Annotated in this window: 23 protein-coding genes and 7 pseudogenes; 22 read left to right on the forward strand and 8 right to left on the reverse strand. The window is 59.0% G+C overall.

Annotation, left to right across the window (positions count from 1 at the left end; genetic code table 11):
• Window positions 1-9: 9 nt before the first annotated feature.
• Window positions 10-798, forward strand: coding sequence for a 2-keto-4-pentenoate hydratase (locus tag CAK95_RS01480; RefSeq protein WP_086086218.1), 789 nt, complete (start codon window positions 10-12; stop codon window positions 796-798).
• Between the two features lie 18 nt (window positions 799-816).
• Window positions 817-1,560 (forward strand): SDR family NAD(P)-dependent oxidoreductase, encoded by a 744-nt coding sequence (locus tag CAK95_RS01485; protein WP_086086219.1) that lies wholly within the window; start codon window positions 817-819, stop codon window positions 1,558-1,560.
• Between the two features lie 389 nt (window positions 1,561-1,949).
• Here CAK95_RS01485 and CAK95_RS01490 read toward each other — a convergent pair.
• Window positions 1,950-2,167, reverse strand: a pseudogene (locus tag CAK95_RS01490) (transposase); the annotation flags it as partial.
• A gap of 199 nt (window positions 2,168-2,366) precedes the next feature.
• Window positions 2,367-2,588: pseudogene (locus tag CAK95_RS29765) on the reverse strand (IS110 family RNA-guided transposase); the annotation flags it as partial.
• A gap of 235 nt (window positions 2,589-2,823) precedes the next feature.
• Between CAK95_RS29765 and CAK95_RS01505 the strand changes: the two are divergent.
• A pseudogene (locus tag CAK95_RS01505) lies at window positions 2,824-3,260 on the forward strand (molybdopterin-dependent oxidoreductase).
• Window positions 3,261-3,350: 90 nt separating this feature from the next.
• Here the strand turns inward: CAK95_RS01505 and CAK95_RS01510 are convergent.
• Window positions 3,351-3,629, reverse strand: coding sequence for a hypothetical protein (locus CAK95_RS01510; RefSeq protein ID WP_147413706.1), 279 nt, complete (start codon window positions 3,627-3,629; stop codon window positions 3,351-3,353).
• Between the two features lie 319 nt (window positions 3,630-3,948).
• Between CAK95_RS01510 and CAK95_RS01515 the strand changes: the two are divergent.
• The 7 genes and pseudogenes from CAK95_RS01515 to nhaA form a co-directional block, all read left to right on the forward strand.
• Window positions 3,949-4,035, forward strand: a pseudogene (locus tag CAK95_RS01515) (BA14K family protein); the annotation flags it as partial.
• 127 nt (window positions 4,036-4,162) lie between these two features.
• A complete protein-coding gene (locus CAK95_RS01520; protein ID WP_086086223.1) occupies window positions 4,163-4,324 on the forward strand; it encodes a CsbD family protein in 162 nt (53 codons plus the stop codon).
• Between the two features lie 589 nt (window positions 4,325-4,913).
• Window positions 4,914-5,105 (forward strand): annotated as a pseudogene (locus tag CAK95_RS01525) (glycosyltransferase family 4 protein); the annotation flags it as partial.
• 383 nt (window positions 5,106-5,488) lie between these two features.
• Window positions 5,489-6,217 (forward strand): annotated as a pseudogene (locus CAK95_RS01530) (fatty acid desaturase); the annotation flags it as partial.
• Between the two features lie 405 nt (window positions 6,218-6,622).
• Window positions 6,623-7,054, forward strand: a complete 432-nt coding sequence (locus CAK95_RS01535) for a PRC-barrel domain-containing protein (RefSeq protein ID WP_086086224.1) — start codon at window positions 6,623-6,625, stop codon at window positions 7,052-7,054.
• Between the two features lie 53 nt (window positions 7,055-7,107).
• Window positions 7,108-7,425, forward strand: a complete 318-nt coding sequence (locus CAK95_RS01540; protein ID WP_086086225.1) for a hypothetical protein — start codon at window positions 7,108-7,110, stop codon at window positions 7,423-7,425.
• Window positions 7,426-7,523: 98 nt separating this feature from the next.
• Complete coding sequence (gene nhaA / locus CAK95_RS01545) at window positions 7,524-8,837, forward strand: Na+/H+ antiporter NhaA (protein ID WP_086086226.1); 1,314 nt, start codon at window positions 7,524-7,526, stop codon at window positions 8,835-8,837.
• A gap of 25 nt (window positions 8,838-8,862) precedes the next feature.
• Here nhaA and CAK95_RS29770 read toward each other — a convergent pair.
• Window positions 8,863-9,084: pseudogene (locus CAK95_RS29770) on the reverse strand (transglutaminase family protein); the annotation flags it as partial.
• A 131-nt stretch (window positions 9,085-9,215) separates the two neighbouring features.
• Here CAK95_RS29770 and CAK95_RS01555 point away from each other — a divergent pair.
• The 4 genes from CAK95_RS01555 to CAK95_RS01570 all read left to right on the forward strand — a co-directional run bounded on the left by CAK95_RS01555 (window position 9,216) and on the right by CAK95_RS01570 (window position 11,907).
• Complete coding sequence (locus CAK95_RS01555) at window positions 9,216-9,734, forward strand: VOC family protein (protein WP_086086227.1); 519 nt, start codon at window positions 9,216-9,218, stop codon at window positions 9,732-9,734.
• A gap of 400 nt (window positions 9,735-10,134) precedes the next feature.
• Window positions 10,135-10,455 carry an ester cyclase gene (locus tag CAK95_RS28960; RefSeq protein ID WP_157699495.1) on the forward strand — a complete coding sequence of 107 codons (321 nt, stop codon included), beginning with the start codon at window positions 10,135-10,137 and terminating at the stop codon, window positions 10,453-10,455.
• A 58-nt stretch (window positions 10,456-10,513) separates the two neighbouring features.
• On the forward strand, window positions 10,514-11,266 hold the full coding sequence (locus CAK95_RS01565; RefSeq protein WP_086086229.1) for a 3-oxoacyl-ACP reductase family protein: 753 nt from the start codon (window positions 10,514-10,516) through the stop codon (window positions 11,264-11,266).
• A 38-nt stretch (window positions 11,267-11,304) separates the two neighbouring features.
• Window positions 11,305-11,907 (forward strand): NADPH-dependent F420 reductase, encoded by a 603-nt coding sequence (locus tag CAK95_RS01570; protein WP_086086230.1) that lies wholly within the window; start codon window positions 11,305-11,307, stop codon window positions 11,905-11,907.
• A 1,184-nt stretch (window positions 11,908-13,091) separates the two neighbouring features.
• Here CAK95_RS01570 and CAK95_RS28965 read toward each other — a convergent pair.
• A complete protein-coding gene (locus CAK95_RS28965; RefSeq protein WP_147413705.1) occupies window positions 13,092-13,322 on the reverse strand; it encodes a hypothetical protein in 231 nt (76 codons plus the stop codon).
• A 1,141-nt stretch (window positions 13,323-14,463) separates the two neighbouring features.
• Here CAK95_RS28965 and CAK95_RS30370 point away from each other — a divergent pair.
• Both CAK95_RS30370 and CAK95_RS01585 read left to right on the forward strand, forming a co-directional pair.
• Entirely contained in the window at window positions 14,464-14,580 is a 117-nt protein-coding gene (locus CAK95_RS30370; RefSeq protein ID WP_120265443.1) for a hypothetical protein, read from the forward strand.
• Between the two features lie 119 nt (window positions 14,581-14,699).
• Window positions 14,700-14,894, forward strand: a complete 195-nt coding sequence (locus tag CAK95_RS01585) for a hypothetical protein (RefSeq protein WP_086086233.1) — start codon at window positions 14,700-14,702, stop codon at window positions 14,892-14,894.
• A gap of 245 nt (window positions 14,895-15,139) precedes the next feature.
• Here CAK95_RS01585 and CAK95_RS01590 read toward each other — a convergent pair whose 3' ends face one another.
• Together CAK95_RS01590 and CAK95_RS28975 are read right to left on the reverse strand one after the other, a co-directional pair.
• The gene (locus CAK95_RS01590) at window positions 15,140-15,691 is read right to left on the reverse strand and encodes a DUF1236 domain-containing protein (protein WP_157699496.1); all 552 of its coding nucleotides are present in this window, start codon (window positions 15,689-15,691) and stop codon (window positions 15,140-15,142) included.
• Between the two features lie 146 nt (window positions 15,692-15,837).
• Window positions 15,838-16,218, reverse strand: a complete 381-nt coding sequence (locus tag CAK95_RS28975; RefSeq protein ID WP_157699497.1) for a DUF1236 domain-containing protein — start codon at window positions 16,216-16,218, stop codon at window positions 15,838-15,840.
• Window positions 16,219-16,411: 193 nt separating this feature from the next.
• Here CAK95_RS28975 and CAK95_RS01600 point away from each other — a divergent pair, with 193 nt between their 5' ends.
• From CAK95_RS01600 to CAK95_RS01620, 5 genes are all read left to right on the forward strand, one after another.
• On the forward strand, window positions 16,412-16,873 hold the full coding sequence (locus CAK95_RS01600) for a hypothetical protein (protein WP_086091130.1): 462 nt from the start codon (window positions 16,412-16,414) through the stop codon (window positions 16,871-16,873).
• Between the two features lie 156 nt (window positions 16,874-17,029).
• Window positions 17,030-17,788, forward strand: coding sequence for a ribonuclease T2 family protein (locus CAK95_RS01605; RefSeq protein WP_086086235.1), 759 nt, complete (start codon window positions 17,030-17,032; stop codon window positions 17,786-17,788).
• Window positions 17,789-17,997: 209 nt separating this feature from the next.
• Window positions 17,998-18,843, forward strand: a complete 846-nt coding sequence (locus tag CAK95_RS01610) for a 23S rRNA (adenine(2030)-N(6))-methyltransferase RlmJ (RefSeq protein ID WP_086086236.1) — start codon at window positions 17,998-18,000, stop codon at window positions 18,841-18,843.
• Between the two features lie 208 nt (window positions 18,844-19,051).
• Complete coding sequence (locus CAK95_RS01615; protein WP_086086237.1) at window positions 19,052-19,267, forward strand: cold-shock protein; 216 nt, start codon at window positions 19,052-19,054, stop codon at window positions 19,265-19,267.
• Window positions 19,268-19,487: 220 nt separating this feature from the next.
• Window positions 19,488-20,093, forward strand: a complete 606-nt coding sequence (locus CAK95_RS01620) for a glutathione S-transferase family protein (RefSeq protein WP_086086238.1) — start codon at window positions 19,488-19,490, stop codon at window positions 20,091-20,093.
• Window positions 20,094-20,170: 77 nt separating this feature from the next.
• Here CAK95_RS01620 and CAK95_RS01625 read toward each other — a convergent pair whose 3' ends face one another.
• A complete protein-coding gene (locus tag CAK95_RS01625) occupies window positions 20,171-20,788 on the reverse strand; it encodes an outer membrane protein (RefSeq protein ID WP_086086239.1) in 618 nt (205 codons plus the stop codon).
• Window positions 20,789-21,078: 290 nt separating this feature from the next.
• On the opposite strand from CAK95_RS01625, the gene uvrC reads away from it, so the two are divergent.
• On the forward strand, window positions 21,079-23,100 hold the full coding sequence (gene uvrC / locus CAK95_RS01630; protein WP_086086240.1) for an excinuclease ABC subunit UvrC: 2,022 nt from the start codon (window positions 21,079-21,081) through the stop codon (window positions 23,098-23,100).
• Window positions 23,101-23,105 lie beyond the last annotated feature (5 nt).

Raw genomic sequence — 23,105 nt, forward strand, 5'->3', positions numbered from 1 at the left:
ATAGCGAACATGACAACGACCGAGACTATTACCCAGATTGCCGATGCCGTCTTTGAGGCCCGAAACAGCTTGAAGCAGATCAAGCCGCTACGCGAGACGTTCAGGGTCGATTCAATCGAGACGGCGCAGAAGGTCCAGGACTACAACACCAACCGGTGGATCAAGCAGGGCCGGCACATGGTCGGGCGCAAGATCGGTCTGACCTCCAAAGCTGTGCAGGAACAGTTCGGAGTCAATGAGCCGGACTTCGGTATCCTGTGGGCCGATTATGCCTTCGAAGACCGTGCGACCGTGAGCATGCGCCGGCTGATGCAGCCGCGCATGGAAGCGGAAGTCGCGTTCGTGATGGATCGAGCGATTGACAATCCGGATGCTACGCTTCCGGAACTGATTTCGGCCATTGCCTACGCGCTACCGGCCATCGAGATCGTGGACACCGCCATCGAGAACTGGAACATCAAGTTGTTCGACACGATTGCCGATAATGCTTCCGCAGGGGGATACGTTCTCGGGACCAGCCCGCGCAAGGTGACGGATGTCGATCTCAAACTTGGTGGGGTCGTGATGTCCCGGAACGCCCTGCCGGTTTCACTCGGTGTCGGCGCAGCGTGCCTCGGACATCCCTTCAACGCGACGTTATGGCTGGCCCGGAAGATGGCCTCGCTCGGTAGGCCTGTCGGAGCGGGCGATATCGTCTTGTCCGGCGCGCTCAGCCCGATGACGCCGGCTGCCGCGGGCGACGTCTATTCAGTCGAAATCCAAGGCTTCGTGCCCTTGCAGGTTGCATTCGCATGCTAACACCGGTCAGAACCGCCAATGAACAAAATTGATCTCGAAGGACGCGTCGCCGTTATCACCGGAGGCGCGTCCGGCCTTGGTCTCGCGATAGCGGAGCGGATGGCGCAGTCGGGCGCGCAATGCATCATCTGGGACTACGATGCCGATGCGTTGAAGGCGCTCCCTAAACCACTTGAACGTGCGACGAGATACAAGGTCGATGTCAGCGATCTAAGCGCAGTCGAAGACGCTGCGCGGAAAACGCTCGAAAAGCACCGGTCGATCGATATCCTGATCAACAACGCCGGGATTACAGGCGCAACCGCCAAGGTCTGGGACTATCCCGTGGACGAATGGGCGCGCGTCTTTGCGATCAACGTCAATGGCACATTCTATTGCTCACGGACTATCATTCCGCACATGCGAAAGGATGGATACGGCCGCGTGGTCAATATCGCCTCCGTCGCCGGAAAGGACGGCAATCCGAATGCGTCAGGCTATAGCGCAAGCAAGGCCGCCATTATCGCGCTGACGAAATCGCTTGGAAAAGAGCTTGCCGACACCGACATTCGGGTTAACTGCATTACCCCAGCAGCGGTCAGGACTCCGCTCTTCGCTCAGTTGCCTCAGCAGCACATTGACTTCATGCTGTCAAAAATTCCGCTTGGGCGGTTTGGTCTTCCAGAAGAGATTGCCTCTTTGGTCGCATGGCTGAGCTCGGCGGAATGCTCGTTCAGTACCGGCGCCGTGTTCGATCTTTCCGGGGGACGTTCAACTTACTAGTTCCAACTGCCCGAAAAGGCCGTCGCAATTCGACTATTATCCGCACGCTACTAGGCCTGCCCGTCTCTAAAACTCCAAACAGATTATGGTTTGAGAGAACACCCGCCTAGGTGCAGGATTCGAAAAGTAACCCTGCCCCAATCGGCGGCGACCGGAGCTCCTTTTTCGCGGCGCGCTGTCTTCGCTACCGAATGTCTGCTGCTGGTGCAAAGCGGAAATATCGGACACTCGGGTCCTTCCCTGGCCCCTCCCCTTGCGACTGCGCGGCAGCCCGAGATTTCGCCAGCGGAGGTTTGGCAAAAGTGAGTTGACACGGTTGACAGGTTGACAGCGAACAACCGCTTTTGGTCCGAGGCAATCCACGTAGCGGAGAGCTTCTCTAGAGCGGTTCACGGTTTGATAGTAGCATATCCTGCATTTGCGAAGTAGTTGTCATCGTTTGGCCGATCGTTGCGAGGAGTTCGCCAACGTGACGCCAGACATCCTTGATGGTGCGCTTCTGGTCTGCGCGCATCCCGTGCGTGATCTTGGCAAAGGTCTGCTCCATCGGATTGAGATCTGGTGAGTAAGACGGCAGATACCAGAGCCTGGCTCCGGCGGCCTTGATCATCTATGGACGGCTCTCCCGTTGCAAGTCGACTTTGAACTGATCCGCCTGGCCCGTTGCAAACATCTATCCGGCATCACCCGATAGATCGGGGCGCCCAAATGGGGAACCCTCTCACACCAGCCTCTACAAGTGGTAGGCCTCAAAGGCCTCGATGCGTCTCATTTTTCCGTCGTCTCGCAAACTTTGGGGTAGGCCTTCAGAATACGGCGCGGTACGGCTCTCCCGTTCGAAGCACGGCCCAGATAATCCGTGCGTTCTTGTTGGCAACCGCAACCGTTGCGCGGTTGAACCCGCGCCGTTGCCGAAGCTGATTGACCCACTGATTGTTATGATCGGTCTTGTTAGGAGCCGTCCGCACGACCGCTCTGGCGCCATGGACGAGCAGGCTGCGCAAGTGCGTATTCCCGCGCTTTGATATGCCCGCGTTCGTGTCGGCGAGCGACACGCCGGGCATCACCGGCGGACGTCCGGGCTCACCCGTGGCGCTGATGATGCCGCTGATGATGCCGCTGATGACGCCGGCGGAAGTGGCGAGCTTCGGGACGTTCTGCGTCTCGCCGATGTGCCGGCTATGGACGTGCCGTCCTGGCGTCTGGTCGATCGGCGGGCTGGTTGACAGGCCGCTCGAGCTGACGCTGGCGGACATTGAATCCATGCCTAGGACGGAACTGGTCGCCGTCCACGAGTGTGCAGGCCACCCGTTCAAACCTAGGACCCCTGTCCGTCGGGTTGCCAATGTCCGATGGGCGGGAGTGCGGCTGAATCTAGTTCTTCTGGCCGCGGGCATCGGTCCGCGCGGCGGTTCGTCTGGGCCCGCTGCGCCGATGGTGGGATCTATGCGCCGACCGCGACGCACTGCCAAACCTATGTGAAAGACCTGCCGTTGGCCAAAGCGATAGCCGATGAGGTCTTGCTGGCGTTCGAGCTCAACGGGCAACCGCTGCGCGAAGCCCATGGCGCACCTCTCAGGCTGGTCGTGCCTGGCTATTACGCCACGAACTCGGTCAAGTGGTTCACTGAGATTCGCCTGGAGCAGGCACACTCAGAGAGCTACTTCCCAAGACGCTCTACGACGATCGCGTTGATGTAAACGGCGTCGAGAGCCTGGTTCCGTGTGGTCCACGTCACCAAACACGATTGTTGTCGAGCCAAATGACGGCGCACTGCTTCCACGCGGGCCTCAGCGCATTTGGGGATGGCCTGGGGTCCTCATGAGGTGCGCAGGATCGAAATCAGCCCCGACGGGGCCCGATAGATCATAGTGATGGGCGACGTGCCGATCTCGGGTAAACCCGCGCCGCGTCGCGCGCGACAACAGCGAGAACCAGGCGACCTGTTCCGAGTTGCCGTAATTCCTGGCAGCGATTTCGAGAAAGTCGAATAGCGTACCCTCTTCGACAGCCAGCAAGCCATCCATGTAGGCTTCGCCAATCGACAGCTCGGGATTCAGGGCAAGCAAGTAGTCAAGATGCCGAGCGCCGAGGCAGATTGTACAGTAGGGTCGCTTACCATCGCCATATTCATGAATCCGGCCCGCGCAGGCGCAGGCTACCGGCATGAACGATTGACTTGAGGACCGCGGGAAACAGCAAGCGGCAGCCCTCCCACTCCCGTCTGGATTGGAAATCAATGGCCGCGTCTAACGTGACCGAGAACGGAGCTAATTTCGCAAATTTTCAACTTCCAAGAACTAGAACTGAAACGATTTTCGTCGGAATCTTAATCATGTCACGGCGTGCGGCCGTGAACGCAGTGTTAGCCAAACCGGCAAATGGCGTGCCTACTGTCTGCAGCGTTTCAGGTCCTATGACGTGGCCTCGGGGACCTATCTCGGCTTCGACGGCTTGCGCCATCCTTGCCACTGACGATCAAGGGCACAAGTCTTAGTGGGTTTGCCTTGGGTCAGTTGACAGCAGGAAATGATTGGAGTCTTTCTCCGCGCAATCTGCGTCTACTGCCTTGGGACTTGACCCAACATTGACGGAGGAAATCATGGATAAGGACCGAACGGCCGGGTCGGCGAAGCAGGTCAAAGGCGCTCTCAAGCAGGCGGTCGGCAAGGTAGTCGGTGATGCTAAGCTAGAGTCGGAGGGACAGGCGGGCAAGGTCCAGGACTCCATCGGCGGGCTCAAGGACACGCTCAAAGGGAAATAGGAGGCACCGCTGATTGCGGTCTGATCAAGCAGCTTGTTCCATAGGCCATTTCGTATCTTTCGGCACGTGCAGCAAGTACGGCTGAATGCCCTACCTTGAGCAATATGGATCAGATTCCGCTTCGTTCGGCTGGTAAGCTTGATCATCGCAGTGCCTTCAATGTTGAAGGCGCGCGCACGCTGTAATCGGAGCGCCAATGAACATTTTCTACATTATCGGCGTCGTGGTCGTGATTGTCCTCATTGCGGGCTTCTTGGGACTACGCGTTTGAACGAGCAGTTCGAAAGCGACTTCGGACATGATCTCCCCGTGCTGCTGATGCCACCAGGCAGCACGAGAACGAACGACCGGTGACCGATCCTGTATTGCCGGATGGCGACAGGCCTTGATCCCGTACTAAGACAACCGTCCGTTCGAAATTACTAACATTGCAGCCGCGCCGCTGAGCCCTCTCTTCTTGATGTTTGCTTGTCAGCACCGGGTGCGAAGGGGCACGGGGCAACCGGATCAATATCCGAGACATTCGGCAAGAGGCTGGAACGTTAAGGCCTAGCAGAGAGTTGAACATTCGGGGTGACTGAAGCACAAAATGAAAATCGCGCCGATCGCGCCCCTCGTCGAAAGCGTACCTCCACGCCTCTATGGCGGAACCGAGCGCATCGTTTCCTACCTGACCTTGGAACTGGTAGCGCTAGGCCACGACATGACACTGTTCGCGACCGGCGACTCGATCACCGCGGCGACGCTCGCGTCCTGCGTGCCCAAGTCGCTGCGGCTCGACGCCGGTCCGGCAACTTCAATGAGGAACAAGGAGAATTCGCGTATGACGACCATCAATATGCCGAAGAGTACCAGCCCGAAAGCCGTTCCTTCCAAGGATCAAGGCCACCCAACTGAGAGGCGGTTCAGGCTTCAAGTCGATCGACAAACAAAAGCATCGTACTCAACGCTTGTCGACGCCGAGAAAGCCGCGGCTTCGATCAAGGCGGCGCACCCAATCGTCAAAGTAGCCATCTATGATGCCGAAGAGAGCTAAAAAGTCGTGCTCGGCGTCTAGGAATGCGGGAGCATCTTCGATGCCGGGTCGGCGGCGCAATCTTGATGTTGACCTGAAATTTTCGCACGTTGCTGAGTTATTTTATACAGATCGCCGTTCTGCAAGCGAGGCATCGTCTCGTGAACGACTGGGTCGGACGAGTCATCGGCGTACTGACATTGACGCCGCACGATTTCTGGCGGCGCGCCCACGCTTGCACCATGCAGGCTCGGGCAATCTCGATCGGCGTGGAATCGGCGACATCGATACACTGACCGTGCGCGAGTTCCTGGCGCTGCCCAAGACGTTGGCTCTTATACCGCTTGTACCGGCATCCGATCGTTATGTTCGGCGTTGGGCCGGCGTATCTGTTTATCTTTCGGCATCGGCTGCCGATGGGACTGATGCGCAGTGGCTGGCAGCCGTGGCTAAGCGCGATGGCGACGAATCTTGCAATCGCGGTCCTGGTTGCAGCGCTGATCTGGCTGGCTGGCGTTGGTCCATTCCTGCTTGTGCAGTTGCCGATCACGCTTATCTCCGCCTCGATTGGTATGTCCAGCGCCAGTTCGAGGATACATTCTGGCCCATGACGAGGGTTGGAATTTTCACGAAGCCGGGCTGCACGGCAGCTCGCTGACCTGCCAATCGTCCTGCGCTGGTTTACCGCCAATATCGGCGTGCACCACGTCTATCACTTGTGCAGCCGGATTCCCTATTATCGGCTGCCACAGGTGTTGCGGGATCATCCGCAGCTTGCTGCCGTCGGGCGGCTGACACTGTTCCAGGGCCTTCGCTGTGTCCGCAAGGTTCTTTGGGATGAGGGCCGGCACAAGCTTGTCTCGTTTCGCGAGATGGCATCTGTCTCCTCGCCGCATCGCGCTTTGATTTCTGGTGAATCGTGCGGTTGGGGAGCCGTGACTCGCCCGTGCGCTGAGCGATGGAACGAAGAGGTGTGCCGAACGTTGGTTAAGGTTGGAGTGCATCACACGGCGCAGGAAATGCGTAAAGGCAATGCCACAAGGACATAATTATCATGGATATCACCACTCTTCTCATCATTGTAGTTGTCCTTCTGCTACTTGGCGGCGGCGGTTGGTACGGCCGTGGACGCTGGTTCGGCAGGTGATTTCAAGCTCCGCGAATGCAGGGTTAATGACCCAATAGCTCAATACGTTGGAGACTTCACCAGCGATCGAAGGATCGCGAGACTTTGCGAAGCACTGTTGCCTCGCGCCTCATTACATAGTTCCCAGGAGGGGATCATGACGGAAATTATAACCAACAACACCCTAGATACCGATTCTCGGAAAATCCGTTCGGATCATGAAAACCCACCGACGACGCCGATCGCAGGTATCGACGATGCCGCCTTGGCCGGGAGCGCGAGGGCCAGCAAGTTGATCGGCAGCGATGTCTACAAGGGCGACGCGACCATAGGCCAAATCAAAGATGTTTTGGTTGAGCTTGATCACGCCACGTCGACAGCATTTATCCTTTCCCTTGGTGGCTTCCTTGGGATCGGGCGGAAACTGGTTGCCGTGCCGGTTAATCAAATCAAGGTTGGCAGCGAGGGGAGGATCATGACTGACCTTACAGAAGCACAACTTGCCAATGCGCCCGCCTTCGACTTTGGAGCGGTTGATCAGCATTTCCCGGAGGACGCGACCATCCGCGCCGTTTCGCACACCGGTTAGGGACGTGTTTTGCGCTGGCTGAATTTGCACTGAAACCTGTCGATAGTACCGCAATGGCGAAGAAGCAGTCGCAACGCGCGAAAGCCGCAAACCAGATGACTAAAGATCTCGGCCGTTGGGACGACGAAGGCGGGGCGCCAGCCGTGCCGTCGCCCTTGCGCTACGATGTGGGCGGCTTGCCGGAGACGGAGCGCCGCCTTTTGGAATCTCTCGGCGCCGCCTTGGTTGGAGCGTGGCATGATCTGCCGACCGATATTCAGCGGATCATCTTTCAGCGAGCGACTGCCGACAAAGCCTATGATCCCGCAGAACTGAGCTCTCGAATCGCGCGCTTCCTGCATGATCACAAGGGCGCTTCCGGCGCCCGGTAGGCGCTGCGGCGACGCGCGCACCTATCTCCCCGGCTGGTATCCGACCAGAGTCGGACGTTTGGCAATTGCCGCCGGCAGATAGAACGAAAGTTTGTGGAATGAGTGACGGACTCGCGCAACTTCCTAGCGAGCCGGCAGACCGGGTTGCGAGACCGTTTATACGGTTTCTGCGCATCGAGGCGATGGCCGGCATCGTCCTGTTGCTCAGCGCGCTCCTCGCGCTTCTTATCTCCAATACGACATGGTCCGTACAATTCCTCGCCTTCTGGGAAATGCCCGCGGGATTCACCCTTGGCGAATTGGAATTCTCCCGTTCGCTGAAACATTGGATCAACGATGGGCTGATGACGCTCTTTTTTTTCGTCATCGCCCTCGAGTTGAAGCGCGAGCTGGTGCTGGGAGAGTTGCGCAATCCGCGGATGGCCGTGCTGCCCGTGGCCGCCGCTCTTGGGGGAATGGTGGTACCGGCTGGGCTGTTTCTGCTGCTGGTCGGCGGCGGGCCGGGAGCGAGCGGCTGGGGCACCGTCATGTCCACCGATACCGCCTTCGTCATCGGGTGCCTCGCTATCCTGGGGTCTCGCGTTCCGCAGAGCTTGCGGCTGTTCCTGCTCTCTCTCGCGATCTTCGACGACATCGGCGCCATTCTGGTCGTCGCGATCGGCTATGGCGGAAGCTTGAACTGGATCGCGATCGGCCTGGTTAGTCTCGGGCTTGCCGTCGTGGCCGGGATCGCGCGGCTGGGCATCCGCAGCATTCCCGTCTATTTCGCCGTCGGCGGCGGCATCTGGCTGGCGCTCGACGCATCGGGCATCCACGCGACACTTGCGGGCGTGATTCTCGGATTGATGACCCCGGCGCGAAGCTGGGTGAGCGACAGGCGTCTACATGCCATATTTGACCGGGTGATCGCCTATCCTCCCGGTGACCACTGGAGCGGCGACAAGGCGGCGCGCCGCGACCTCCGTCAGGCCGGCGTTGCTGCCCGCGAGGCCTTGTCCCCGATCGAACGCCTTGAATTCGCTCTCCATCCCTGGGTGGCGTTCATGATCATGCCGCTCTTCGCCCTCGCGAACGCGAGCGTCCCGATAGCGGCGGCGAGTTTCGACCACACTCTTATCACGGCCATCTTCGCTGCCTTCGTCGTCGGCAAGCCCGTCGGGGTCGTGCTGTTCAGCGTCCTGGCCGTGAAGCTGCGCGTAGGACTCCTTCCGGACGAGCTGCCGTGGAGCCTGTTAGCGGCCGGGAGCCTGTTGACCGGCATCGGTTTCACCATGGCGTTGTTCATTGCCGAACTGGCTTTCGACTCCGCCCTTCTGGACTCCGTCAAGCTTGGCGTCATGGGCGCTTCGATCGTCTCAGCGGCGGCCGGCTTCCTGGCTTTGATCTGGCTGACATCGTCTCGCAGGCAATAATACGCCAGCTGCCTGCTGTGCGGCCTCACGACAATTTCCATTCTTGTTCTGATCGGCGGAACGTCGCCTGATGCCTCATCGAAATGACACGAATTTCGACCGCCATGCCAAGGAAGGCATCGCTCATCCCCACGAAGCTGCCGGCTACGGGAGTCACCTGCCGGATGTCTCGTCCCACTGCGATGGGAATCAGATTGACGCCGCCGACGCTGCGTTTCGTCGGATCGAAGGTGATCCAGCCCGCGCCCCCGCATTCTTCGCTCGGATATCGACCGCCGGCACCGGAGGTCTTCGCCTAGTCAGCCCCACATCAGATGGTCAAAATGAAATCTATAAACTAACATTCAGATCGGACCACCAACTGGGGGCTGGTCAACCATGCTGAATGACGAAGCCATCATCCATCCCAGGCTGCAGCACATCGGTCTGACGACAGCCAATCTCGACCGTCTGGCGGAATGGTATCGTGTGGTGCTCTGCACACGGCTGGTCTATCTGTCCGGCAATCCAATCGGTGCGCCGGAGAGCGGCTTCAAGGTCCGGGCCGGCTGGTTCAGCAATGATGCCGCCAATCACCGGATCGCCGTGGTTGAAATTCCCGGCCTCGAATTCGACAAAGACCGGTCAAAGCACACGCGGCTTCAGCACATCGCCTTCGAGTATCGCACGCTCGACGACCTGCTTGGCACCTATGCCCGGCTGAAGGCGCTCGGCATCGTGCCGGTGCTGGCGGTCAATGAAGGCGCGCAGACCGCCTTCTATTACGACGATCCTGACCGCAACAATGTCGAGCTCGGCGTCAGTAATTTCGGCGATTACCGCGACAACTGGTCCTCGATCCGAGCACATGCAGAACTCGCCCGATTTCGTCCGCAAGCCGCTCGGTGTCGATGTTGATCCCGACAAGATGATCGAGGCCCGCAACGCCGGCGCGTCGCCCTGGGACATCCACAAACGCGCCTGGAAGAACGAGTTCGCCCCGGCCGAGCCCTTCAATCCGCTCGTGTTGCTCTGAACCGGATATTGAGCATCACCATGACCGAGCGTTCAGTTGAAAATGCCAACTTCGTCTTCTTCGGCGGTTCGAGCGGCATCGGCCGGGCGACTGCGATCGAACTCGGCCGCCGCAAGGCTGGGTAAAGCTCCTGACGGAAGCCTCGGCCGCAGATGCCAACGGCGCAGTCCTGCGCAATCCCAAGCGCTATCATCCCGAGCCGCTGTCGCTCGATCCCATCGACGCGGCAAAGCTCTGGGCGATCACCGAACAGATCGCGCTGAAGGGCGGCGTGAAGCTGCCATGATCGTGTTCGGAGCATCTTCGTTCCAGGACAACTTGGAGCGAAGCACATGGCCCTCACAGCACACGATTTCAGCCTTGGAACAGCGGCTATGGGCCGCCGTGCCTTACTGGCGCGCTGAGGTTCATCACCAGATTGCCGAAGGCGATCTCGTCCACACGCACAAGACCCATCACGGCACGCATCTCGGCTCTTTCCTCGGCATCGCACCGACCAGGCGCGTCACCCGCTTCTCGGTGATGGACATCATGCAACGGGCAGATCACCGACCACTGGACCGTCGCAGACGGCGCCGGGCTCCTGGCGCAACTTCGCGGTGAGCGCTGAGGCACGCAGCGGACCTCCCCAACCACCAACTCGACACTGAAAGGATATGCCATGTCCAACACCTCCCAATCCCTCGCCGGCAAAGTCGCCCTCGTGACCGGCGGCTCGCGCTCGATCGGCGCCGCCATCGCCAAGCGTCTCGCAGCCGATGGTGCTGCTGTTGCACTCACCTACAGCGCCTCGCCGGAGAAAGCCGAGCAGATCGTTGCCGCGATCGCTGCAGCTGGCGGCCGTGCCGTCGCCATCGAAGCCGACGCCGGCAATCCGGAGGCCGTGCGCGCGGCCATACGCAAGACAGTCGAGACGTTCGGCACGATCGACATTCTCGTGAACAACGCCGGGCTTGGTCTCGGGGGACCGATCGACGAGATCCCGTTCGAGACCTACGAGCGCATGATCGCCGTCAACGTGACGGGCGTATTCGTCGCGACGCAAGAAGCTGTCCGTCATATGAAGGCCGGTGGGCGCATCATCCACATCGGCTCGTCCATGACACGCTACGCCGCCTTCCCGCAGGCCTCTCTCTATACGCTCACCAAGGGAGCGATCACCGGCTTCAACCGCAGCCTCGTGCGTGATCTCGGCCCGCGCGGCATCACCGTCAACACGGTGCACCCCGGTCCGACCGATACCGACATGAACCCGGACGGCGGCCCGGTTTCCAAGATCGTTGGCCCCGGCATGGCCATTGGCCGTTACGGCCAGCCGCATGAGATTGCGAGTGTCGTCGCCTTCCTCGCAAGCCCCGAGGCCGCGTTCGTCACCGGCGCCGACATCGTCGCCGACGGTGGCCTTACCGCCTGATCCAATCGAACTCCAACGCAAAACAAAGGATACGTATCATGAAAAGCATCGGCATTCTCGGCGCAGGCAATATCGGTCAGGCGTTCGCCAGCGCGCTTGCAAAGAACGGCATCGGCGCCACCATCGTCAACAGCCGCGGCCCGGAAACACTCGCGGCACTCGTTCGCGAACTTGGCCCAGGCATCACCGCCGGCGCGCGCGAAGAAGTGGCGTCCAAGGACATCGTTCTCGTTGCTATCAATTGGTCGAAGCTCCCGGGCGCGCTCGCGGGCCTGCCGGATTTCGCCGGCCGGATTGTCATCGACGCGAACAACTCGATTGAAGGTCCGCTGTTCAAACCTGCGGAGCTCAGCGGGCGTACCTCGAGCGAAGTGTTCGGCGGTCTTGTGCCCGGCGCACGCGTTGTGAAGGCCTTCAATCACCTTCAGCCGCATCTGCTTTCCGGCGATCCACGTGCCGAGGGCGGTCGCCGGGTGCTGTTCTACTCAGGCGATGATGCGGCGGCCAAGGCCGAGGTCCGCGCGCTCATCGATCGGCTGGGCTTCTCCGGTATCGATCTCGGCCCGCTCGCCATTGGGGCTCGCCTCGTGCAGTTTCCCGGCGGCCCCCTGCCAGCGCTCAATCTCGTCCACTTCGCCTAAGCCGCGGCTCTGGCCGCGAAAGAGACCCCGACTCCCAAGAAGGGGAAGAAGCGAGCGTCGAAACGCGTTTGAGCCGAGGGCATTCTTTCAAGGTGGCCGATGTCGGACTGCTTTCATGCGCCGCCAGCGGGACCCGACAAGGTCTTGGACGTGCGGCACCAGACACTCGGTCCGAGATCGTGAGACGTTTCCAGTGATCGTGGAAAATCGACACCGTGGGGGTCTCCGGTGCTTAATCGGAGAAAGCGCGGGAACCTTTTCCTCAGATCAATCGGCATCCCATTGGAACCATGGGTCGTATAATGCGTCGTATGGCGCGACCAACCGGTGTGCCAGTCGCGCCTTAGTCGTGGGCGGCGAAACCTCCAAAGGCGCGCCGCGTTTTTGCCGAAGTCCTACGCGGCGGATGAACTGAAAAGCAGGTGCAACAGGCGCTGGATTGCGGCTAGAGTTACCAAATGGCCCGTACGGACATGCCTGCCGCCATTGCGGAGGTTTTTATCACAAACCAGCTTGAGCGGAGGCCTCCTCCGCGCCCGATTACTTTCGGGAAAAGCTCACTTCAAGACCTCGCAGGCCTTATGGCTAACCACCATTCGGACGTTTTACCCCGTCTGATTCAACTGGCGCCGGAGATTTGCGACGCCGATTCCGCAGGTGTCAGCGTTCTCGACGGGACCGTGTTTCGTTGGCTTGCGCTACAGGGAAAGTTGGCAGTTTTTGAGGGCGCAACTACGCCGCGCGATCATAGTCCTTGCGGCGTTTGCCTCGACAATCGCAACGCCATCCTGATGGAGCGACCTGAGAGGGTCTATGAGTGGATTCGTGAGGCTAACATTACAGTGCCTGAGGTCTTCTCGTTCCGCTTTATGTGGGCGCAAGGACCTAGGCACCCTTTGGGTCGTCGCGAAGGAAGGCCGTAAATTCGACAAGGGTCATGCCAGAGTTCTCACGGAGCTCGCCAGTTTTACGGGCGAACAGCGGTTCTTCGGAAACGATCGTGTCGCCACCAGATCCCAAGAAGTAGATCGCCCTCAGCGGAGCCTCGCTTAACGGCACTACTCCGATTTCCCTGCCGTCGGAGACGGCCATAAGAATTGAGAGCGAGCAATGTTCCTTACCGACACAGGCCAAATAAACAGCACCAGTTGCTACGCACTTGCCCCGCCCTCATTTTCCCAGCGCTATATCCAGCTAACTGTTGGATCTGAAGTTGTATCGATAGTTAAATCCCGCGCCGGCGGTTGAAATCGCTTCCGTCCTTCGCCGTCAAGCCAGTCTTCAATATCGGCTAGATCGTTGAGCGCTTTCTGGCGCTTTAACTGCAGGCGACCTTCGTCGTGAGAATGTGCTGTTTTCGAGCGGGCTCGCGCGTCTTCAGCGCGGTCGCGGTAATCGTCAGCCTGTCTGGGCATCGGAGCCTCCGTTTACGAGCCCCGCATTCCAATATAGCAACTTCAACGATAGGCCGCCAGGCATGGATCTTCCTCGATCAAATTCTGAGCATTCATCGACCACATTTGCTATCTTCGCTGGCCCTTCAATCTTCATTTAGCACGCATCGGCGATTTGCGCGTAGCGCTGAATCGGCATCCGCGAACCGCCGAGTGTTGGCTCAACCTGCCCCGTCACCAGCAGCGATCCGATCCTGTAGGCGCCGGTGGCTGAGAGACCATAAGCACTCCCGCCTGAGCATCCCGCGGAGAGCGGTCATGCCAAACCACTCCGAAAGCACTCGTCAACACATCGCGGCATTAGACGCCGAGATCCTACGTCAGCAGCACACAACCGATCAGCTTCGCGCAACCTGGCATCCGTGTTCTGATGTTGAGCGGCAGCTGCAGGTATTAAAGGAGAGTGTCGCTCTCTTGAAATGAACCGGAAGAGCCAACGCGAATTACAAGTAAGTCAGCGTCCGTCGGTCCCTTGCCAGTCGGATATGGACACCACACGCACTCGAACAGCTTGTTCTACCGATTTCCCACGAATGCGTTTGGGGATGACTGTAACGCTCACAGTTCTGTAAGCGAGGCTCGCTGAATGTCCGCTTCACGCCGTCAGCAGATCGGAATGCAGAAAGCCCGGCCATCCCAACGACCGGGCTCCTGGGTAGACCTTATTATCGGCCCGAGGACCGCTAAAGTGTCTTCTGCCAGCGTTACTCCGATTTCACTACAGACAGAGATACAGTAACAACGCGGTGGCGTGAGAAACGTTCCACACGCTCAATCGGCATCTGAGCTTACACGCTGAGCGTCATCAGCGCACCCAGCGAATCTTCCTGCACACTCCCTTATAGGGCGCATAAACGGACGAGGCTGATGCCTTCTACGATGCAGGCTGCGCCTCGGCATCTTCTACTTGCCGTTCACGGCTCGAGGACGGTAGAGCCGAAATGTGTAATTCCACCCTGCGTAATCGGCAGGCAATTCCCGATCTTGCCGTGGCAGCCGCCAAACTGGGTGTCGATCGCGCAATCAGCGCTCTTCTTGCCGGTGATACTGTTGACCGAATAGGCGTCGTAATCGTTCTTCTCGAAGAAGCGCTTTCCGCACCATCGACTGCTGGCGAAACGACGGAAGATGGTTTCATCACACGGAGAAGGGTGAAAGGAAACAGATTGATCCGGATTACGTGACGCACTGGATGCCAGCGCCACCTGCGCCGCGCTAACACTTCACTACATGTGGTGTGACCCCGCTCGTTTTTCACGGCTTTTGATTTGATTCCCCTAGCCTCAGCACTCATCGCAATTCTCACGTCCCGACCCCATATTAGTGTGAGGATCACCGATGATCATCTTGCGTTTTGGACGTAAATTGAAATTGCCTTCGACACGATTCATCAAACATCAGCTTTTGATGATGATGTTGCAGGACGAGATACTGTCCTCTCCCTCTGAAAAGCCATTCAATGCAGTGAAATCACCCGCCATTGCAAAAATGAGACGACTGGCTGCGGAACGACCGAAAACCGGGGCGGACTAAATAAGATCTCTTGAAGATCCATCACAAGCAGTGCACAAAGGACACTTCAATGCCCCCCTATACAAGACCCCATAGGCCCACCCGAGGAGCCGAAGACCGTTCTTATTGGTCATAACCTTCGTCCGTTATTTTGCCCGCGGAGCGGTGCCGTTTTGCTGGGGGACTTACTGACATCGCGAGATGTTCGCAAGCACCAAACGGCGACGATGTGCGGTCACCGTTTCAGCTACGATAGCGCGATTTAATTATTCGATAATTGCCGCGACATACCGCAAATTGGCATCAACAATCACAATCTTTTCGCCGAACTTTACGTAACGATACGGCTTCATCCATGGCATTTCGGCGACGATGCTGTCCGGCATTGGATTGAGCTTGACTGTTGCCGGCAACACGATGGCTTCCGAAATTTCAAATGGAGCCTTGGTGGCGTTAGGGTCTTTGTCTTGCGCGATCGCATTGACAATCGCCTGTTTTTGTTCGGCCGTAAAATTGAATGTATGGCTCAATATGGGCTGTTGGTCGTGCCGAAAAATCGCCTCGTTATGCGCCGCCGTTTCCTGTGAAGACGGCACGACCTGACCCGCGGCATTCGGTTTCTCGTTGTTGATCGGCTGCTCGGGCGGTGCAAGCCCAACAGTTGATTCCGGATTGTCAGCTTGCGGTCCAGCAAGCGCCGGGATCGTGGAGCCCTCTGGCTTTGCCATCGTGGGATCGGCACCAGCCTCGGCCGGGCTCGGCTTGATGGGTCCAGTATCCTGAGCGGCGGCCAAACTTGTCATCGCCAGAATGGCCATGACGGCAAGCAAGGCACAGCGGACATGTGAGAACTTGCTCATGATCGAATCCTCCTCGCAATCATTGCGAGACGCGTTGCTCATTCACAAGGAACAATGCATCGTTTGCAAAGCCGTTCCGCCGAGGCTGCAAGTCGAACCAGTGATCACGGTCTTTTGGCAATGACGTCGACAACCCTGCGTGTCCGCGGATCGACAATAACGACCTGATTGATCACCCGTGCCAGGCGGAAGGCTTCGACCTTGGGCGCCAGCTCGATAATCGTTTTCGGCATGTCTTCCAGGACGACATTTTCCGGCACCACCGCGCCGACCACCGGTTGAAAATTTGGCGGCGCCTCGTTTTTGAAATTCTGGTTGGTCACGCTGATCAAGATTGCCTGTTTCTGCGCGTCCGTCAGTTCAAGCCGTGGAAGGTCTTTCGCGTTATCCTGTGCCAGCGCAGCCATAGGATGAAGCAGCAGAATGGCCGCAGTTCCCACCATGCAGGCGCGCCCTATCAACATGCGGCGCAGATCGGTCTTCATTCGGCTCTCCTGACGGACGACAACCGAACCCGGATCAGATTCGTTCCGCGGGGCTCGGGAGACGCCGTTTTGGCGAGCGTCGATGCCACACATGGCAACGATTTGTGTGTTCGGGCCTCGATGAAGCGCGGAACCTCTTGACCGGAACCGTGCGGAGCGGCACCGTCCGCACAATCCGGGGATGGGGGTCTCCATGTCGATGAAACGTCGCCTTTTCGTCATTGCCGCATTAGGAACGATGCTGTCGGCTTTGCCGCAAGCTCCCGCCCAGGCCGCCAATTGGCTCGAAAAGAATTTCTGGCTCAGCGGCCCCCGTTATTCCGGCAAGTTGCCGGAATGCGATAACACCATGGCCCTTGCAGAGATCGCATCCCGCTTCGCGGGCAAGGAATACCGTTTCTGGAATTCCGGCCTGACGATCGTAAATTTCGACGCCGTCCGCGAAACCGGGAATCGTTCGTGGAATCCCGACACGATTCCGCGGCGTTTCTGCTCAGGCCGGGCCTTGCTGTCTGATGGCGTCTGGCGGCCCGTGCACTACCTGATCGGCGAGGATTTCGGCATGATCGGCGCAACCTGGGATGTGGAATGGTGCGTCGTCGGGCTGGACCGGAACTGGGCCAACAATCCTGCCTGCCGGATGATGCGGCCTTAGCGGCCACCCATCTGATGATTCGGCGTTAAGGACACGCCGTTAGGATACCCTCCGATCGATTTTTGTTTTGTTCTTGAAATGTTCCGCGCGCCCCGCTAGCGTGTGGAGGTGAACGGTTGCGCGAATTTGTATCGGGCGTTTGTACTGGGGGCTTCAATGGTCGCAGTTGCTTACCGCGTCGGCATTGTCCTGGCGTTCGTTTTCATCCTCATCATTGCAGCGTCCGCGCAGGACGCGCAGCCAGGGGCCGCTGCTGGTGAGGTTTCGGCACCGGAACGCTTCACCCAGTTCCAGCAGGACCGCTTCCGGCGCGAGAGCCGTCGGCAGGAGCCCGGCCAATTCGATTTCTATGTGCTCGCTCTGTCCTGGTCGCCCACCTTCTGCGAATCTTCACGCGAGCGGAATGGCGGCCGCTCAAATCAGCAGCAATGTGGTGAGCGCCCCTATTCGTTCGTCGTCCATGGGCTCTGGCCGCAATATGAACGCGGCTTTCCGCGCGAGTGCCAGGTGCCGGCGCCGCGCCTCAATCGTAACATCGTCAATTCCATGCTCGACCTGATGCCGAGCCCGCGTCTGGTGTTCAATGAATGGGATAAGCACGGCACCTGCTCCGGCCTCGATGGTCAGGAATATTTCGACCTGGTGCGCAAGGCGCGCGAGACCGTGAAAATTCCAGAGCAATTCCACGACCTCACCGGCTACAAGATGGTCGCGCCGGACGATGTCGAACAGGCCTTTGCCGATGCCAATCCAGGCCTTTCCCGCGACGGAATTGCCGTCACATGCGACCGGCATCGCCTCCGCGAAGTCCGGATCTGCATGTCCAAGGATCTGCAATTCCGTGATTGCGCGGAAATCAACCGCCGGTCGTGCCGCCGTGAAAAGGTGGTCATGCCGCCGGTGCGTGGCGGCTGAGGCGCTGCTAGTGCAGTGTTTCTGACGTTCCGATCACCCTCGCGGTCATCTCTTCCATCGAAACGTCAGAAACAAAACCGCACTGGAATCAAAAAGTTGCTAGTGTCCTTTGTCTCCAACGCTTCGCTCAAGAAGTCGCTGCAAGGACTACGAAGCGTTGGAGACAGGACACGAGTTGCGAATAAATTTCGTGGCCGTTATCGGTCGCAATGAATTATCGACACGCCTTCCATGCGGGTAATTTTGCCGATGTCGTCAAGCACGCCATCCTGGCCCGCATCATCCTGTATTTGCAGAAAAAGGATGCCGCCTTCCGCGTGATCGACACACATGCCGGAGCGGGCCGCTATAATCTGCAAGGCAATGAAGCGATCCGCGGCGGAGAATGGCAGGACGGCATCGGCCGCATTTGGACGCACCAATTCACTCCCATTGTTGCGCAATTGCTGGCGCCCTATCGCAATGCGATCGCAGCCTTCAATCCGGACGGGAGACTTGCGATCTATCCCGGCTCACCGCTTCTGGTCCGTCACTGGCTGCGGCCGCAGGATCGGCTGATCGCCTGCGAGCTTGAGAGTGGCGCGGCGCAGGCGCTCGCCCGCCATCTGCGCAACGATCTGCTCGCCAAGGCCGTGACCATCGACGGTTGGACTGCGCTCAACGCCTATATCCCGCCGAAGGAAAAGCGCGGCCTTGTCCTGATCGATCCGCCTTACGAAGAACGCGACGAACTCAAACGGTTGGCGGGCGCGCTCGCGGCGGCCCACCGCAAATGGAGCACCGGCATTTTTCTTGCCTGGTATCCGATCAAGGATTTGCGCGAGATCGCAGCTTTCATCCGGACGCTTGAGAAAAGCGGCATCGCCAACCTGTTGCGTATCGAGCTCGTTCGCGATGGCGTCGCTGACGGTAAACTGCGCGGTACAGGTTTGATGGTCATCAACCCGCCCTGGACTTTGGCAGAAGAAGCGAAAATTTTGCTGCCTGCCTTGGCCGAAATATTCTGGCCGGGCGACAAAGCCACCCTTCGCGTCGGCCCGGTTCCTGCAACTTAAAGCCGCTTTTCTGCTGTATTTCCCTTTTCAGCCGCCCGGCATTGGTCTTTACTTGCGAACTGGCTTTGACGTTCCGCCCTCTTAGGGGGGCCGGCGGAGTGACCGAGGCCCCATGAAAGGCTGACGCTTTCCCCGTGTGTGAATGTCCGGCCGAGCCGCCGCGCCGTGGGGGACGGCGGCTTAGCAAATGCGGGAAAGGAGTTCCCCGATGGCTCAAACGGGAACCGTCAAGTTCTTTAATGGCGAGCGTGGTTATGGCTTTATCAAACCGGATGACGGTGGCCGTGATGTGTTTGTTCACATCACCGCCGTGGAACAAGCCGGGCTGAAGTCTCTGACAGAAGGACAACGGATCAACTTCGACGTCGAACCCGACAAAAAGGGCAAGGGACCGAAGGCCGTCAACCTCGTGATCACCGGCTAAACACGAGGCGTCCGGTCAAGACTGCAGGCCTTGCGTACCTCAGTGCGGCAGCCATCGCCACCGCACCTCCTGAGAACTTTTTTTGTAAAGATCCCGAAGCAGACTGTCGTTCCGGCTTCGCACCCCGGTAGCGCCGATAGATTCCGTAGCGCTATGCATTGCAAAACCATGCCCTGCGTCTGATACAACGCAGCGTGAATCAGCCCCCGGAATATCATCCATGATCCTTCGTTCGCTGCCACCTTCGCCATTCGGGCGAAAGGTCAAGATCGCCGCCAGCCTGCTCGGGTTGTCGGACCGCATCCAGATCGTCCCGGCCGACACCAACGATGCATCGGATATTCTTCGCCGGCAAAATCCGCTCGGAAAAATTCCGACGCTCATTCTGGATAACGGCGAGACGCTGTTCGACTCTCGCGTCATCGTCGAATATCTCGATCATCTCGCCGGCGGCGGCCGCATCATCCCGCGCGATACGGAGGCACGCTTCGCCGCCTTGCGTTTGCAGGCGCTGTGCGATGGCATCATGGATGCCTCGATCCTGCGCGTCTACGAAGTGCGGTACCGGCCGGAGGCGATCCATCATCAGCCGTGGCTCGATTACCAGAGCGAAAAAGTCACACGCGCCTTCGCATCGCTCGAAGCCGCACCGCCCGCACTCGATCCAATGCCGAATGTCGGTCAAATCACCCTGGCTTGCGCGCTTGGCTATCAGGACCTGCGGTTCAAAGGCGTGTGGCGCGAGTCGTATCCGAAACTGGTCGCCTGGCTCGATCGCTTTGCGGCGCAGGTGCCAGCCTTTGCGGCGACGAAGGTCGAGCCCTGACATACCTGAAATGAAAAACCCCGGCGATGTCGCCGGGGTTTTGTTCCCTGATCCAGGACGATCGCGGAGCCTGGTTCTCAGAACCGATAATTCACACCGAAGCGGACGAGATTGCCATCGAAGCCATTGTCGGTGCCGGTGAGCGAATAGGCGCGGTCGGCGTAATTGAGATAGAGGTATTCGATCTTCGCCGACCAGGCCGGGTTCAGGGCGAACTCGACGCCAGCGCCGACCGTCCAGCCGAGATGCGTCTTGCTTTCCGACATGCCGAAGGTCTCAGCCTCGAAGCCGCCGAACGCGAGACCGCCGGTGCCGTAGAACAGAATGTTATTGTAGGCGAGGCCCAGGCGGCCGCGCACGGTGCCAAACCACGGATTTGAGAATTTCCACGGCGCAAAGACGTCTTCAGCGCCAGAGAGATTGATATCGGCTTCACCGCCGAAAACGAAGTTGCCGTTCTGCCAGTTCCAGCCCGCTTGCAGACCGCCGACGACGCCGGACGGCTCGGTCGGATTGTTGGACATGCTGCCGCCGAGATAACCGATGTTGGCGCCGAGATAGGGGCCGGTCCACCGGAAGGCCGGCGGCGGCGGGGCATAGGTCTGATAACCGGGCTGCAGGTCGGCGGCATTGGCTTGGCCGGGCGCGGCGGCCAAGAGAATAGCAAGGATGGCTCCGAGCAGCGTCTTCTTCATTTTACTCTCCACGCTTCGACCTTTGAGTGCGGGTTCGCGCCGATTTTTTGGCGCTCAGCGGTCGAAATCCCGCATTAACTGCGTGGGATTTATCGCAATCTTTAAGTTAAGCGATTATGAATCGTTTACGATTACCAAGCGCATTACTAACAATCTCTTAAAATATGCTGGTTCCACTTAATAATACGTTGACTATACTTCAGCCGCTGTCGTGGTCGGAAACGTGGCAAACCTTCGATCTTTTACAGGCTTGCGCGGTGCAGCCGTCATGGACAATTTAGCGCCATCCCATGAATGGCCGGAAAACCGATATCGAGCCTGAGCTCGAACTCGCCGATGAGGACGAGGACCAGAGCCTGCCGCTGCCTGAGCTTGAGGGCACGGCGGACAACTCTGCCTCGCCCGGCGCAGGCCGCACGGTCATTGCCTCCTATCTGAAGCACGCGCCGTCATCTGCGGGCGTCTACCGCATGCTCGATGCCGCCGGCGACGTGCTCTATGTCGGCAAGGCCAAAAGCATCAAGAAGCGCCTGGCCTCCTATGTGCGGCCGACCGGACATGACACGCGCATCGCGCGAATGATCGCCGCGACGGCGTCACTCGAATTCGTCTCGACGCGCACGGAAACCGAAGCGCTGTTGCTGGAAGCTAACCTGATCAAGCGTTTGCGGCCGCGTTTCAACGTGCTGATGCGCGACGACAAGTCGTTTCCTTATATTGTCATCACCAGGGATCATCCGGCACCGCAAATCCTCAAGCACCGCGGCGCGCGCACGCATGTGGGTGATTATTACGGACCGTTCGCGTCCGTCTGGGCAGTGAACCGCACGATCACGGCGCTGCAACGCGCATTCCTGATCCGCTCCTGTTCCGATGCGGTGTTCGAAAGCCGCACACGGCCGTGCCTGTTGCATCAGATCAAGCGCTGTTCCGGCCCCTGCACCGGCGAGATCTCGCCGGAGGATTACGCTGAGCTCGTTCGCGAGGCGCGCGAATTCCTCTCCGGCAAGAGTTCGGCGGTGAAGGGAATGCTTGCGGCGGAAATGGAAAAATCGTCGAATGCGCTCGATTTCGAGCGCGCCGCGATCTATCGCGACCGCCTTGCGGCCTTGTCGGCGATTCAGTCGCAGCAGGGCGTCAATCTGCGCGGTGTCGAGGATGCCGACGTGTTCGCCATCCATCATGCCGGCGGGTACAATTGCGTGCAGGTCTTCTTCTTCCGCACGGGACAAAACTGGGGCAACCGCGCTTACTTCCCGAAAGCCGATCGCGGCGTCGCACCGGACGAAGTGCTCAACTCGTTCATCGCGCAATTCTACGATGACAAACCGGTGCCGCGGACCATCCTTGTCTCGGAGGAATTGTCCGAACGCGAATTGCTGGCGAAAGCGCTGTCGACCAAGAGCGGTTACAACGTCGAGATCCAGAAACCGAAGCGCGGCGAGAAACGCGATGTGATGGATCACGCGCTCGCCAATGCGCGGGAGGCGCTGGCGCGCAAGCTTGCCGAAACATCGTCGCAGCAGATTTTGCTGAAATCGCTGGCCGAAACATTCCAGCTTCCGGCCATGCCTCGCCGCATCGAGGTCTACGACAACAGCCACATCCAGGGCTCGAACGCCGTCGGCGGCATGATCGTCGCCGGGCCCGAAGGCTTTGTGAAAAACCAATACCGCAAGTTCAACATCCGTTCGGAGGATCTGACGCCCGGCGATGACTACGGCATGATGCGTGAGGTGCTGGAGCGGCGATTCAAACGTCTGCTCAACGAGCATCCGCGTAATGGCGGAAGCAACAATGCTCTGGCCGAATCGCTGGCTGCAGGATCGAGCGCAGTGCCGCGCAGCGAAGATTCCCCCTGGCCTGACCTCGTCATGATCGACGGCGGTCAAGGCCAGCTTGCCGCAGCACGCGAAACACTGGCCGCGCTCGGTGTCACCGATGTGCCACTGGTCGCGATTGCCAAGGGCCTCGACCGCGATGCCGGACGCGAGATGTTCTTCATTCCGGGGCGCGAGCCGTTCCGGCTACCACCGCGAGATCCCCTGCTCTATTTCGTCGAGCGGCTGCGCGATGAGGCCCACCGTTTCGCTATTGGCTCGCATCGCGCAAGACGCAAGCGCGATATTCGCGAGGGTGGGTTGCAGGAAATTCCGGGCATCGGCCCAACGCGCAAACGCGCGCTGCTTCATCATTTCGGTACGCTGAAAGCGATCGAACGTGCCTCGCTGACCGACCTTGCCAAGGTTCCAGGTATCAATGCCGATACCGCCCGCAGAATTTACAACTATTTCCACGGACGGCCGGCATAACGGTG

It is taken from the genome of Pseudorhodoplanes sinuspersici (assembly GCF_002119765.1).
Taxonomy (GTDB): domain Bacteria; phylum Pseudomonadota; class Alphaproteobacteria; order Rhizobiales; family Xanthobacteraceae; genus Pseudorhodoplanes; species Pseudorhodoplanes sinuspersici.